General features: G+C 69.2%; 11 protein-coding genes and 1 riboswitch. Of the genes, 2 read left to right on the top strand and 9 right to left on the bottom strand.

The window, feature by feature from the left end; all coding sequences use genetic code 11:
* Positions 1–12: 12 nt before the first annotated feature.
* Positions 13–759 (bottom strand): SDR family NAD(P)-dependent oxidoreductase, encoded by a 747-nt coding sequence (locus NRB56_RS14600; RefSeq protein ID WP_319943009.1) that lies wholly within the window; start codon positions 757–759, stop codon positions 13–15.
* A 206-nt stretch (positions 760–965) separates the two neighbouring features.
* Positions 966–1,745: an alpha/beta fold hydrolase gene (locus NRB56_RS14595; RefSeq protein ID WP_319943008.1), complete on the bottom strand. Its 780-nt coding sequence runs from the start codon at positions 1,743–1,745 to the stop codon at positions 966–968.
* A gap of 56 nt (positions 1,746–1,801) precedes the next feature.
* Here NRB56_RS14595 and NRB56_RS14590 point away from each other — a divergent pair, with 56 nt between their 5' ends.
* On the top strand, positions 1,802–3,568 hold the full coding sequence (locus NRB56_RS14590) for a GNAT family N-acetyltransferase (RefSeq protein WP_153342426.1): 1,767 nt from the start codon (positions 1,802–1,804) through the stop codon (positions 3,566–3,568).
* 79 nt (positions 3,569–3,647) lie between these two features.
* On the opposite strand, the gene NRB56_RS14585 is transcribed toward NRB56_RS14590, so the two are convergent.
* Positions 3,648–4,112 (bottom strand): Fur family transcriptional regulator, encoded by a 465-nt coding sequence (locus tag NRB56_RS14585; protein WP_153342424.1) that lies wholly within the window; start codon positions 4,110–4,112, stop codon positions 3,648–3,650.
* A 171-nt stretch (positions 4,113–4,283) separates the two neighbouring features.
* Between NRB56_RS14585 and nicT the strand changes: the two genes are divergently transcribed.
* Entirely contained in the window at positions 4,284–5,402 is a 1,119-nt protein-coding gene (gene nicT, locus NRB56_RS14580; protein WP_153342422.1) for a Nickel transporter NicT, read from the top strand.
* Position 5,403: 1 nt separating this feature from the next.
* Here nicT and NRB56_RS14575 read toward each other — a convergent pair whose 3' ends face one another.
* The 6 genes from NRB56_RS14575 to NRB56_RS14550 form a co-directional block, all read right to left on the bottom strand.
* On the bottom strand, positions 5,404–6,609 hold the full coding sequence (locus NRB56_RS14575) for a PucR family transcriptional regulator (protein ID WP_153342420.1): 1,206 nt from the start codon (positions 6,607–6,609) through the stop codon (positions 5,404–5,406).
* A 219-nt stretch (positions 6,610–6,828) separates the two neighbouring features.
* Positions 6,829–7,677: a CbtA family protein gene (locus NRB56_RS14570; protein ID WP_153342418.1), complete on the bottom strand. Its 849-nt coding sequence runs from the start codon at positions 7,675–7,677 to the stop codon at positions 6,829–6,831.
* Between the two features lie 22 nt (positions 7,678–7,699).
* Complete coding sequence (locus tag NRB56_RS14565; protein ID WP_319943084.1) at positions 7,700–7,861, bottom strand: CbtB domain-containing protein; 162 nt, start codon at positions 7,859–7,861, stop codon at positions 7,700–7,702.
* Between the two features lie 321 nt (positions 7,862–8,182).
* Positions 8,183–10,453 carry a 5-methyltetrahydropteroyltriglutamate--homocysteine S-methyltransferase gene (gene metE / locus NRB56_RS14560; RefSeq protein ID WP_319943007.1) on the bottom strand — a complete coding sequence of 757 codons (2,271 nt, stop codon included), beginning with the start codon at positions 10,451–10,453 and terminating at the stop codon, positions 8,183–8,185.
* A 64-nt stretch (positions 10,454–10,517) separates the two neighbouring features.
* Positions 10,518–10,635: riboswitch (cobalamin riboswitch) on the bottom strand.
* A 217-nt stretch (positions 10,636–10,852) separates the two neighbouring features.
* A complete protein-coding gene (locus tag NRB56_RS14555; RefSeq protein ID WP_153342416.1) occupies positions 10,853–11,227 on the bottom strand; it encodes a DUF742 domain-containing protein in 375 nt (124 codons plus the stop codon).
* A gap of 12 nt (positions 11,228–11,239) precedes the next feature.
* Entirely contained in the window at positions 11,240–13,249 is a 2,010-nt protein-coding gene (locus NRB56_RS14550; RefSeq protein ID WP_227837735.1) for a sensor histidine kinase, read from the bottom strand.
* Positions 13,250–13,327 lie beyond the last annotated feature (78 nt).

Raw genomic sequence — 13,327 nt, 5'->3', positions numbered from 1 at the left:
CGCGGCCGGGTTTCAGGTGGCGGTGCGGCCGCCGTCGACGGGGATGACGGCGCCCTGGATGAAGGCGGCGTGCTCGCCGGCGAGAAAGGCGATGGTTTCGGCGATTTCGGTGGCGTCGGCGACGCGGCGGGCCGGGGCCTGCGCCGCGAGCGCGGCCAGGCGATCGGGACCGTAGTGCGCGAGGGTGCCCTCGGTGCGGGTCGGGCCCGGGGCGACGGCGTTGACCCGGACACCGCGCGGACCGTATTCGGCGGCCCAGGATTTGGTGAGCAGTTCCAGCGCGGCCTTGCTGGACGCGTAGACCGCCGAACCGAAGGTGCCGAACGACGCGACCATCGAACTCACGTTGACGATGACCCCGCCACCGCGTTCGGCCATCCCGGGTGCGAGGGCGCCGACCAGGAAGAACGGGATCTTCACATTGATGGTGTAGCAGGCGTCGAAGTCCGCCTCGGCGATCGTGGCGGTGGCGCCGAACACCGCGATGGCGGCGTTGTTGACCAGAATGTCGACCGGGCCCGCGACTTCGGCTGCGGCGGTGGCGAGTACGCGTGCGTCGTCGGCGGTGGCCAGCGCGGCGGGCAGGAAATCCGCGATACCGCCCGCCGCGCGGATCCGAGCCGCGACCTGCGCGCCGCGGGCGATGTCGCGGCCGGTCACGACGACGTGCGCGCCGCGTTCAGCAAGCAGTACCGCTGTGGCACTACCGATTCCACTTGTCGCCCCGGTCACCAGAGCGACCTTCCCCCGTATCGGCACGGGCCCATCCTAGTGGTTCGGTCCCGGCCACGTCGGCGATCTCGGTGGTCGCCGGATCACCCTCGGGGTTCCGGGCCGAATGCGCTGTGCGCGAGCCCTTGCGGCTCAGTCGTGAGGCGGCGGGCCGGATTTCGGGCCGGGCCGGGCAGCGGAGGTTCCGCTGCTCGTCGAATCCGGTTGCGATGCTTCGCGATCCGAATGCGCGATCAGCCGTGTCGTGCGACGTCGGCGCACAGGATGCTGGGCCAGCGGGCGAGATCGGCCGGGGTGTGCGCCACTTCGAGGGTCGCGGCCGGCAGCAGGTCCACCAGGGTCTCGGCGGTCGACACCGGGTGGGACGGGTCGTCGATCCAGGCCAGGACCGTGGTCGGCACGTCGATCGCGGCGATCGCCTCGGGGGCGGGCAGGTCGCTCAGTGCCGCACCGCGGAACAGGGCGGGCAGCAGATGTTCGGCGACGTCGGGGCCGGTTTCCGGGGTTCCGGCGGTGGCCGGTGGGCGGGGCGCGGTGAGATCGGCCTTCAGGAAGGCGGCCAGTCCCTGTTCCTCGATCATCCGGGCGTTCGCGCGGTAGATGCCGGCCTTCGCGGCGCGGGTGTGCCAGGCGGTCGCGGGTACCAGCAGGGTGAGGCCGGCGAAGCGGCCGGGGTCGAGGACGGCCGCGTGCAGCAGGGTTCCGGTGCCCATCGAGGGACCGACGCCGTGCACCTGTTCGCCGGGGAACCAGTGGTCGAGCAGTTGCAGCAGGTCCTCGGCCAGAACCGGCCACCGATAGTCCTCGGGGACGGCGCGGCCGGTCGACTGTCCGTGGCCGCGCGCGTCGTAGCGCAGCAGCCGGGTGCCGCTGAGTCCGCGGCCCAGATCCAGGTCCATCAGGCGGTCACGGTGCCGGCTGGAGGTGAGGCCGTGGAGCTGGACGACGGGGTGGCCGCCCTCGTCGCTCAGTTCCACGTCGAGATCGGCGCCGGAGACGCGGAAGGTCGGCACGGTGGCTCCAGGGTGCTGGCAGGACGGCGGGCGCGGGGGAAGCCTAGGATACCGTCATGCGGCTGACCAACGTCGCGCACCTGCGCCTGCCGTTCGGCCGCCTGCTGGGCTTCGATGTCACGGCGGGCCCGCCGGGCCGATCGCTTCCCGTGTCCTTCGACCAGCGGCGTCATGTCGGCGCCGGTGATCGAGCGGGATCGTGGATGGCGTTGTCCTTCAAGCTTTCCGCGCCGGTGCCGCTCGACGAACTCGCGACCGCGTGGCTGGCGGTGATCGAACGGCACGGCACGCTGCGGACGGTCTTCGTGCCGGGCGAGGACGGTGAGCCCCGGCTGCACGAGGTCGATATCGTCCCCGGCGGCTGGGTCGAACACGAGATCGCCGCGGGCCAGGCGGTCAACGACGCGCTGCGCGGCGTGCTCGACCGCGCCTGCTCACCGTACGGTCGTCCGTCGCACCGGCTGTGTGTGCTCGAGACCGCGGTGGGGCCGACCGTGGTCATCGCCGCCGACCATTCGCACGTCGACATGTGGTCGATGCTGGTGATCGCGCGTGACCTGCTCGCCGCGCTGGCCGCGGTGCAGAAGGGCGGCAAACCGGCGTTGCCGCCCGCGCCCCCGTTCGCGGACCACACCCGCGCGCTGCGGGACCGGCAGGCGGCGCCCGAAGAGGTGCACCGCCGCTGGGCGGAGGTGCTGGCGGGCAGCGGCGATGTGATGCCGCGGTTCCCGTTGTCGCTGGGCGAGGCCACGTTGCAGGAGGAACGCGTGGAGGTGCGCGACGTCCTCGATGTCGACGACAGCGCGGCGTTCTCGGCGCAGGCCCGCGACGACGGCGTCTCGACCCTGGCCCTGGTGGTCGGGGCGATGACCGAGGTGACCCGCGAACTGGCCGGCACCGCGCTGCGAGCCGTGTTCCCGGTGCACAGCCGGTACGACCCCACCTGGCACGATTCGGTGGGGTGGTTCATCACCAATTCGGTGCTCGAGTCGGCCGACTCCGATCCCCGGGCCAGCGCCGAGGCGGTGAAGGAAGCCGTCCGGATGGGCTCCTGGCCGCTGGCGGACATCCTGCGCCCGTGGGGCGAAATGCCCGAGGCGCCGGGCATGTTCGCGATCTCGTGGCTGGACCTGCGCCGGCTGCCGGTACGGGTCGACGCGACCGGATTGGAGGCGCAGTACGTCGGCGCGACGATCCGGACCGACGGCGTGATGCTCTGGTTCATCCTCGACGAGGCCGGGCTGCACCTGCGCTGCCGGTACCCCGACACTCCCGAGGCGCGGCGGCATGTCGGCGCCTGGCTGGACACGCTGATCGCCCGGCTGCGGTCGCGCGCGCGGGCCTCGGTCGGCGGACTGCTCCGGCTCGGCGACCGGACCTATCGGGTGCAGCGCGCGGAGCGGGCCGACGTGCCGGCGCTGGTCGAACTGCTTTCCGACGACGAGATCGGCCGTGCCCGTGAAGGTTTCGACATCGCCTCCTACGAGGAGGCGTACGACGCCGTCACCCGGGACGCCTCGCACTATCTGGCCGTGGTCCGCGACGAGGGCGACCGGATCGTCGGCACCATGCAGCTCACCATCATTCCGGGACTGTCGCGCGGCGGCGCCACCCGCCTCCAGATCGAGGGCGTCCGGGTCGCCGCCGCGGAACGCTCGCGCGGCATCGGAACCGCGATGCTCGAATGGGCGCACGATCACGGCAGGCACCGCGGCGCGACCCTCGCGCAGGTCACCACGGACCGGGTCCGCGAACGGGCGCACGCCTTCTACGCGCGGCTGGGGTACGAGAACAGTCACGTCGGGCTGAAGCGGGCGCTCTGACGAATTCCGTTGCCCCGGACCATGTGCCGGCCGGCCGCGGCGGACGATCGAGGGCCGCGGGCGTTGTGGCACAGGCGGATCAGGCGCGCTGGCAGGTGGGGCAGAGGCCGTGGAGCGTGAGGCCCGCGGTGTCGGGCAGGGCGAATCGGCTGCCGCTGCGGGCCGCGGCCAGGGCGGCGCTGAGGTCCGCCGCCGGAACTTCGTCGATCGCACCGCATCCGGTGCACACCGCGTGATGATGGGGTGTGTCGGTGAGCCCGTAACTCGCGACCCGTTCGTCGACGACCAGCGCGTGCAGCACGGTGGCGTCGACCAGTGTCGAGACGGTGCGGTAGACGGTGGTCAGATCCACCTCGTGACCGGCCGCGCTCACTTCGTCCCGAATCTGGGCGACGGTCAGATGGCCGCGGTCGCGCGCTGATTCGAGCGCCGACAGCACCACCAGACGCGGTACGGTGCAACGCAATCCGTGACCACGCAGCAGTTGTCGCGCATACCGCTGTCCCGCCGGTTCGGGATGGAGATCGTGGTCGGCCCGTGCCATGGCCCCAGTCTGCCGCCGCATCCGGTGCGCACGCCACTTCGGGCTCGGCGGATCCCGGTGCCGGGCGGCTTCGCGGCGGGCGAGTGCTCGGCGCTTCTTGCGAATGAGTTGCAAGAAAGGGTGGTGTGGCTCTACCGTCGAAGCACCCGGTTTCGTGCAGAGGGGTTCGTCATGGCGTCACTTGCGCAGCAGCGCAAACCGTTTCGATCATTGTCCGATCGGCTGTCGCTCACCCGGACCGAATGGCTGCGGCTGGCCGCGGTGGCCGTGGGGATCATCGGGTTGCATGTGCTGGGCTGGGTGACGCTGGTCGCGTTCGTGGCCCCGCATCATGTCGGCCTCGGTGACCGGACCCTCGGCATCGGGGTCGGGCTGACCGCCTACACCCTGGGGTTGCGGCACGCCTTCGACGCCGACCACATCGCGGCGATCGACAACACCACCCGCAAATTGATGAACGACGGTCAGCGGCCGCTGTCGGTCGGATTCTTCTTCTCCCTGGGACATTCGACCGTCGTGTTCGCGCTGGCGTTGCTGCTGTCGCTGGGGGTGCGCGCGCTGGCCGGCCCGGTCGAGGACGATTCGTCGGCGTTGCATCGCTACACCGGGTTGATCGGCACGACCGTGTCGGGCACGTTCCTGTATGTCATCGCGATCCTGAACATCATCGTGCTCGTGAACGTGGTCCGGGTGTTCCGGCGGATGCGGACCGGCGGATACGACGAGGCCGAGCTGGAAAGGCAACTGGCCCAACGAGGTCTGTTCAATCGATTGCTGGCGCCGGTGCTGCGGGTGATCACCCGGCCCTGGCAGATGTATCCGGTCGGGGTGTTGTTCGGGCTCGGCTTCGACACCGCGACCGAGGTCGCGCTGCTGGTGCTCGCGGGTACGAGCGCCGCGGGGGGTCTGCCGTGGTACGCGATCCTGTGCCTGCCCGTCCTGTTCGCGGCCGGGATGAGCCTGCTGGACACGATCGATGGCAGTTTCATGAATTTCGCCTACGGCTGGGCGTTCGCGAAACCGGTGCGCAAGGTGTTCTACAACATCACGATCACCGCCCTGTCGGTGGCGGTCGCGCTGATCGTCGGCACGATCGAATTACTCGGACTGCTGGCGGACCGGTTCGGATGGTCCGGCGGGCTCTGGGATCGGCTCGCCGGACTGGACCTCAACCTCGTCGGTTATCTGATCGTCGGCTTGTTCGTCCTCACCTGGGTGATCGCACTGGCGACCTGGCGGTACGGGCGGATCGAGCAGCGCTGGACCGCCGCACCAGAGGCCGGCGAGTAGATCATCGCCCGGCGGCGGCGCTCATGGCCGGCGGTGGCCGCTCGTCGAGGCCGGTGTTCTCGTGGGCGATCAGGCCCATTCGAATTCGGAACAGCTGATCCGGGATTCGCACGTCCAGTCCGGTCAGCTGCTGGATCCTGGACAGGCGATAATCGAGCGTGTTCACGTGGATCGTGAGATCGGTTGCGGTCCTTCGCCTGTCGAGATTGTTGTGGACATGCCGGCGCAGCGTCTCCAGCAGATGGGGTACCGGGATGATGGGTGCGACGATCGCCGCGAGATGGTCCCGTTCGGTTCCGGGTTGGGAGAGCAGATGCTCGATCGCTAGGTCGTCGAGGCGGTACAGGCCCGGCGGCAGTCCGCGCCGCCGGGCGAGCGTGACCAGTTCGTGCGCGTGATCCGCGGTTCTGCGCAAGTCGGATTTCGCTCCCTGCAACACGACCAGGTGAACCTCTCGATCCAGGGTGCGGAAGAAGTCGTCCGCGGCGGCCGTGGTGTCGCCGGCGGGCAGCTGCGCGGTCGGAACGAGCAGGGTAGCGCCGCGCGGGCCCGCGACGACCAGCACATCGGGATATCTCACGGCGAGATCGTTGTGGCGGCCGGACCACCAGCGCCTGATCTCGGCGCGATCCTCCAATGGTTGCGTGAACGCCGCCGCGAATACCCAGTATTTCTCGGCGATCGTTATTCCGTTCGATCGGGCCAGGATCGTCGGATCCCGTCCCGAGAGAAGTGCCGCGGCCACCGCGTGCACCGCCCGATCCGGCCGGTCGCCCACGCGGGCGAGTTCCCGCAGATATGACCTGGATACGGCCGTGGTGGCCGACAGCAGTGCCTCGAAGAGGAATCGCATGATCTCGCGATCCGCTGGACTGCCGCTTTCCTGCGCCAATTCGTCGAGCAGAATTCGCATGCCCTTGTGCAGGCAACCGGTGAGGAAAGCGAGTGGGACGTCGTTGTGGGCGCACCGCGCGGCGTACTGCTCCAACTCGATCAGTATCTCGCCGCCGCCACGCCTGCCCATCAGCGCACTGGCGAGTTTCAGGCACGTATTCGTGGTGGAGACGATCTCGCCGTATCGGGCGCCCCGCGCGATCGTCTCGTCGACCATGAGCCGGTCCGCGATCGCGTAGGCCAGCGCGGTCAGGTTTTCGGCGATGAATGTACTGCGGTGGAGGGGGCGTGACGGATTGGTCGGCGTAATCAACCTCTGGACCTTTCCCTGGGTGGCTACGACACCTCGTGAACCATCGTCGAGTAACCAGGTTACACCCCGCGGGACCGTCGGCGGCCGCGCGAGCGCCGCCGAGGCCGACCTCACCGGTACGCGCGACAGGCCGCCCGGAGGTAGCCGGGCGGCCTGTCGGTCGCTGTGACCTTGTGCCTCAGAAGAATCGGACGGGTGGCACCCTCGGGTGGCCACCCCTCATGCGGCCGCTTCGGCGGCGGTTACGGGCGCGCGGTGGCCGAGCAGGCGCGGGGCCTGCCAGGCGAAGCCGACGCCGATGACCACCCACAGGATCAGCTGGGCGGCAAAGGAATACAGCCGGAAGTGGTACAGGTCGTCGGCCGGGAAACCCGGGTAGACGATCGTGCCCGACGGATCCTTCAGCGGTTGTGGTGTCTCGCTGTCGAAGTCGCCGAAAGCCGACTCGTTCGACGAGAGGTGCCCCAGCGAGGGGAGGAACAGCATGACCACTCCCGTCACCACGGCGTACGATACGGCCACGGCGAGGGAGGCGGTCCAATTGCCCAGCCGGGCAGCCAGTCTGCGGCCCAGGTAGGTGGCCGCCAGCAGCGCCACGACACTGATCACGATCATGGCCAGGTACAGCGCGGTGCGGGCCTCGATGGTGTCGGCATGCCCGATCGATGGCGGGTTGGCCGGATACTTCAGGAACGGCACGGCGTACAAGGCCAGGAACATTCCGCCGGACACCAGTAGTGCCAGATTGCGTGCGGTGATCTTGCCGGCCCGGCGGATGGCCAGGTAGTAGACCACGGCGAACAGGGCGCCCATCGCCGCGCCGAACAGGATCATGCCGAAGGGCAGGCCCAGGTTCTGTTGCTGGCCGCGGGTGAAGATCTCCGGTCCCATGTCTCCCATGGGTTTTCCGGCCACCTTGTCCAGGGTCATCTGGGCGTCGTCGCGGCCGGATTCGTAGTCGATGGCCCGATCGATGAGGGGCTCGACCATGATCCGGGCGAAGACGAACGCGAGTAATCCGCCGAGTGCGCCCAGCAGGACGCCTCGGCCGATGATGCTTTTCTCCATATCGGTTGCCCGTCTCCCGCGACTAGTGGCAGGGGAAACCGAGGAAGTGCCGGCCGTCGTGCACGAACTCGTGTACGTGCATATCGCTGCCGAAGATCGAGACGGCACCCTGATCGATGCCGACGAAATAGAGGACCAGCAGGGCCAGCAACGTGGTGCCGATCAGCCATACCGGTGTCGGGATGGAGAAGGATACGGCGCCGAGGCCGGAGCGGGGAGCGTAGGACGTAGCCACTGATGACTCCTTTGAGCGGGGGATTTCGCGTCCCCATGGGCGGTCGAACAGACGACGCGGCGGGTCTGACTCGCACCCGCCTGACCGGGATGCTCACAGTGGCGCGACCGCTCCGGGATTGCACCGGATTCCACACGTATCGTCCGAATCACGATACGAGTGATCGGCGGAAACGGTCAATCCCGGCACCCGGAGCCGTCCACCTGATGGGACGCACCGAACCGGACGCTCGTGGGTCCCACTCGGCAAGGGGATCCACGAGCGCGGTCGTCAGAACTGCCGCACGGCCGCCGCGGCCGCGACCAGATTGCGCAGTGACGCGCTCACCTCGGCGGTGCCGCGGGTCTTCAGACCGCAGTCCGGGTTGACCCACAAGCGCTGGGCCGGAACGGCTTTCAGGGCCTGCCGGAGCGAGGCGGTGATCTCGTCCACGCTCGGCACGCGCGGCGAGTGGATGTCGTAGACGCCCGGGCCGACCCCGAGATCGAATCCGATCGCGTTGAGGTCGTCGAGCACCTCCATGTGCGAGCGGGCCGCCTCGATCGAGGTGACGTCGGCGTCGAGTTCCGCGATGGCGCCGATGATCTCACCGAATTCCGAGTAGCACAGGTGGGTGTGCACCTGGGTGGCGTCCGCGACACCCGAGGTGGCCAGCCGGAACGCCGCGACCGCCCATGCCAGGTAGTCGGGTTGATCGGCGTGGCGCAGCGGCAGCAACTCCCGCAGCGCCGGCTCGTCCACCTGAATGATCGCCGTGCCGGACGCCTCGAGATCGACGGTCTCGTCCCGGATCGCCAGCGCGATCTGCCGCGCGGTGTCGGCCGGTGGCTGGTCGTCGCGGACGAAGGACCAGGCCAGGATCGTGACCGGGCCGGTCAGCATGCCCTTCACCGGTTTCGGTGTCAGCGACTGCGCGTACGAGATCCAGTCCACGGTCATCGGCGCGGGCCGGACGACGTCGCCGAACAGGATCGGCGGCCGCACGCAGCGCGAGCCGTAGGACTGCACCCAGCCCCAGGCCGTGGCGGCGAAGCCGTCCAGTTGCTCGGCGAAGTACTGCACCATGTCGTTGCGCTCCGGCTCGCCGTGCACGAGCACGTCGAGCCCGATCTCCTCTTGCAGCGCAACGACTTCCGCTATCTCGGCGCGCATCCGCCGGGCGTACTCGGCCGCGTCGATCTCGCCGCGCGCCCGTGCCGCGCGGGCCAGCCGGATCCGGCCGGTCTGCGGATAGGAGCCGATGGTGGTGGTCGGCAGCAGCGGCAGGCCCAGGCGGTCCTGCTGCAGGGTGCGCCGTTCCTCGGCGGGCGCCCGGCCGGTGTCGCCGGCGTCGAGGGCGGCGAGCCGGTCGCGCACGTCCGCGACGCGCAACCGGGCGTCGGCGTGGCGGTCGCGCACCGCGGTCCGCGCCACCTCGAGTTGCTGGGCGACACCGTCCTGCCCCTCGTGCAGGGCGGTGGCCAGCCACCGGACCTCGTCGATCTTCTCGTCACCGAAGGCCAGCCAGGACTTCAGCCGGTCCTCGAGTCCGGTCTCCGAGGTCAGACTGTAGGGCACGTGCAGCAGCGAGCACGAACTCGACACGGCGACTCGCACACCCGCGTCGCGCAGCTCGGTGAGCCGGGCCAGCGCCGGATCGGGATCGATGCGCCACACGTTGCGGCCGTCGACGATGCCCGCGACCAGCAGGGTGCCGGTCAGCGATCGCGCGGCCCGCAGGTCGGCATCGCCGCCGGCCACGAAGTCGACCGCGACGGCTTCGACGCCGGTCCCCGCCAGCAGCGGCAGCGTGGCGCCGAGCCGGCCGAAGTAGGTGGCGACAAGGATCGACGGCCGCGCGGTCGTAGCCGCCAGGATGCGGTACACCGTCTCCACGGCGGCCAGTTCGGCCGGGGACAGATCGGTGACCAGCGACGGTTCGTCCAGCTGCACCCACTGCGCGCCGGCCTCGGCCAGCTGCGCCAGCAACTGCCCGTACAGCGGGATCAGGTCGCCCACCCGGTCCAGCGGGTCGCTGTCGTCGGTGGTTTTGGCGAGTTTCAGGAATGTGACCGGGCCGACGATGACCGGCCGGGCGGGCACCCCGAGGTCGAGCGCCTCACGCAGTTCGGCCAGTGGCTTCTCCGGGTGCAGTGCGAAGCGGGTGCCGGCGGCGATCTCCGGCACGATGTAGTGGTAGTTGGTGTCGAACCATTTTGTCATCTCCAGTGGCGCAACGGTTTCGGTGCCGCGCGCCGCCGCGAAGTAGCGGTCCAGCCGGTCGTCGATGTCCAGTACCCGCTGCGGCAGGGCGCCGAGCAGCACCGCGGTGTCCAGCATGTGGTCGTAGTAGGAGAAGGTGCCCACCGGCACCGAATCCAGGCCCGCGTCGCGCATCGACGTCAGCTGCGCGGTCCGCAGCGCGGCGGAGACCCGGTGCAACTCGGCCGCGTCCACGCGGCCGGCCCAGTACGATTCGACGGCCCGCTTGAGCTCGCGGCGAGGACCGATGCGCGGCGCCCCGAGCACCGTCGCGGTGAAAGTTGTCTCAGCGTTCGGCACTGTTGTGCTCCATCGTCAGCAGGGAAGACCGCCACCCATCGAGCGCACACTGGAACCGCGCCGCGGCGCTGCCACGGCTTTTCCTACCGGCCGTCGCTTCCCGGGCTGTGCGCCCAGTGCTCATGACGGCTGTCGTTCCCGTTCACCGCTGCGGGACAGTCCCGGATTCTCACCGGGTTCCCTCTCACCTCCGCGGGACACGAATTCGTCACCGGAGGCTTCGACGCCGCGCGGTGGGTTCGGGGCTCCTCAGCTCCACCACGGGCGAACCAGCTGCACCGACCAGCATACGAGACGCGACCGCAGCCCGGCGCAGGGGACGATCGGCCTGGGAAGCGGCGCACAGCCGGATGGCCGTATCCGACCTGCCCGTCGTCCGGTGGGCGCGGCGTGAGTTTTCTACAGCTTTCGGATTCCGTCGAGTACGGCTCGCAGTGTGGTCAGGTCGTGGGTGCCGGCGCCGGGGCGGTCGGGCGCCCGGAAGTTCAGGTGACCGTCGCCGATCAGATCAGCCACGAGAATCTTGGTCACCGCCAACGGAAGTCGCAGTATCGCCGACACCTCGGCCACGGATTGCGGTGTCGTGCACAGGCGGAGTATCTCCGGGTATTCCGGTTCCGGCCGTCGTAGCGGCGTCGGCGACGACTTCGTCATCACCACTGTCAGCATGTCCAATTCGCGGCCGGCGCCGAGCGTGCGGCCGCGGGTGACGGTGTACGGGCGGACCAGGGGACCGGCCTGGTCGTCGAACCACGGTTCACCGAAGCGGGGCATGGTCTGTGGCCGTCATCGTGGCCGCCGGCCGGCCTGCTGTGCGAGGGAGGGGAATTCGCCGCTGGCGGGCGGGTCGGGAATCCGGGTGAACCGGTCCGGCAGATGGTCGACGTGGCTGTCGGCGGCGGCGAGAAGTGACGCCGGGATCAGCACGATGGCCCGGACTCCGCCGTAGTCGGATTCGGCCAGCCGGACGGAGATGCCGTGCCGGCCGGCCAGCTGGGCGACCACGAACAACCCGAGCCGGGAATCCTCCGACAGCGTTCCCACGCCGAAATCCGGTGGATCGCTGAGCATCACGTTCGCGCGGTCCATGTCCGCGGGTTGCATGCCCATGCCCTGATCGGAGATCTCGACCACGATTCCCCTGCCGACGACCGTGCCGGTGACGGCGACGCGTGATTCCGGCGGGGAGAAGGCCGTGGCGTTGTCGACGAGTTCCGCCAGGAGGTGGATGAGGTCGGCCACCACGGCGCCGATCACGTGCGATTCCGGCATCTTGGCGGCCTGGACCCGGGCGTAGTCCAGGGTTTCGCCGATCGCGCTGCGCACCAGCTCCACCAGCGGTACCGGTCGCCGCCACTGCCGTCCGGGCTGCCCGCCGCCGAGGATGATCAGGTTCTCGGCGTTGCGCCGTTCGCGGGTCGCCAGGTGGTCCATCCGGAACAGGGTGTCCAGCATGGCCGGATCCTCCTGCCGGGACTCGGCTTCGTCGAGGATCTCGAGGAGCCGGTGCACCACGATCTGGCTGCGGTGCGCGATGTTCAGAAACACCGCGCGCACGCCTTCGCGGGTACGGGTCTCGGTGACCGCCGCATCGATCGCGGCATTGTGCGCCTGAGTGAACGCGCGCGCGACCTGCCCGACCTCGTCGGTGCCGAAATCCAGTGTCGCGGACAGCGTCGCGGTGTTCAGTTGCTCGCCGGCGGCGAGTCGCCGGGTGACGTTGGGCAGTTGCTCCTCCGCCAACGCCAGCGTCTGGGTCCGGAGCAGTTGCAGCCGTCCGATGAGCCGGTTCGCCAGCAACAGCGCGATCACGAAGGCCAGTACCGCGATCGCCAACGCGCCGCCGCCGGCCAGTGCCGCGTTGTTCGAGGTCCGGTTCACCGCCTCCAGCGCGGCCCGGTTGCTCTGTACGCTGCCCGCCTTCCACACCTCGAGCATCCGCTTGCCGATGTCGGCGCCCGCCGCGTGCCAATCCGCCACGGAGATCGGGGGAGGCGGTACCACACCGGATTTCGACGTCCGGAGGTGAAGTGCGTAGTCCTCCATGGTCGCGAGTTGCTGCCAGGCGGGCGAAGCGATGATCGTCTTGACGACGCCGGCGTCGGGTTGCGCCATTTGGCTTGCGAGACGCGGCAATTCGGTGCGGTAGAAGCCGATCTGGTCGCGGTAGTCGGCCAGTAGTGCGGGAGAGAGGGTTTCGCCGTTCAGGACGACACCGGTCAGCGCGATACTGCGCGACAGGCTCTCGACCGCCATGAGGACTCGCAGGCTGGTCACCATCTGGAGGCTGGTCGCGGTGTCGGGCGCGTCCTTCACCACCGCCTCGCTACTGGTGATGATGCCGTCGAGAACCTGGTTGAAGATGCCGTACACATTGTCGATCGGCAGCGCGCCGGCGTCGATGGCGCCGCGGAGTTGCGGCAGCGAATCGGTCAGCTGATTGAAACCGTCGGAGGCGTAGTTGTGCTTGCCGTACGCATTGGCGTTCGCCATCTGCTGGACCGGCGCCACCGCGCGCAGCGCCTGATCCACGTTCGTCCGGGCCTGCGCGAGGGCGACCGGATCCGGTAATCCGGTTTCGTGCCACAGGGATTGCATGCGTTCCTGCTCGAAGGAGTCCACGAGCGGAGCGCCCATTCCGGTGGTGCTCGACAGCACCGTCAGCCAGTCGTGCGCGTTCCGGCTCTCCACGTACAGGTATCCGGCCGTGCCGGCGCCGATGCCGAGCAGCGCCACGCTGGGCACGAACGCGATGACGAGTATGCGGGTACGGACACCTATGCGCGCCTTGAACATCGGCATACAGTAGCCCTCGCGGTATGCCTTTGCGATGATACCGACGAGTAGGTTGGCGAGATCACTGACCGTACGGTA

Source organism: Nocardia aurantia (assembly GCF_009604425.1).
Lineage (GTDB): Bacteria > Actinomycetota > Actinomycetes > Mycobacteriales > Mycobacteriaceae > Nocardia > Nocardia aurantia.
This window is presented reverse-complemented; position numbering and strand designations above follow the sequence as displayed.

What these genes read in the sequence shown, in the direction of transcription:
- nicT (WP_153342422.1), top strand. Translation starts at nt 4,284, where the DNA reads ATGGCGTCACTTGCGCAGCAGCGCAAACCGTTTCGATCATTGTCCGAT.
- NRB56_RS14570 (WP_153342418.1), bottom strand. Translation starts at nt 7,677, where the DNA reads ATGGAGAAAAGCATCATCGGCCGAGGCGTCCTGCTGGGCGCACTCGGC.
- NRB56_RS14590 (WP_153342426.1), top strand. Translation starts at nt 1,802, where the DNA reads ATGCGGCTGACCAACGTCGCGCACCTGCGCCTGCCGTTCGGCCGCCTG.
- NRB56_RS14585 (WP_153342424.1), bottom strand. Translation starts at nt 4,112, where the DNA reads ATGGCACGGGCCGACCACGATCTCCATCCCGAACCGGCGGGACAGCGG.
- NRB56_RS14550 (WP_227837735.1), bottom strand. Translation starts at nt 13,249, where the DNA reads ATGTTCAAGGCGCGCATAGGTGTCCGTACCCGCATACTCGTCATCGCG.
- NRB56_RS14555 (WP_153342416.1), bottom strand. Translation starts at nt 11,227, where the DNA reads ATGCCCCGCTTCGGTGAACCGTGGTTCGACGACCAGGCCGGTCCCCTG.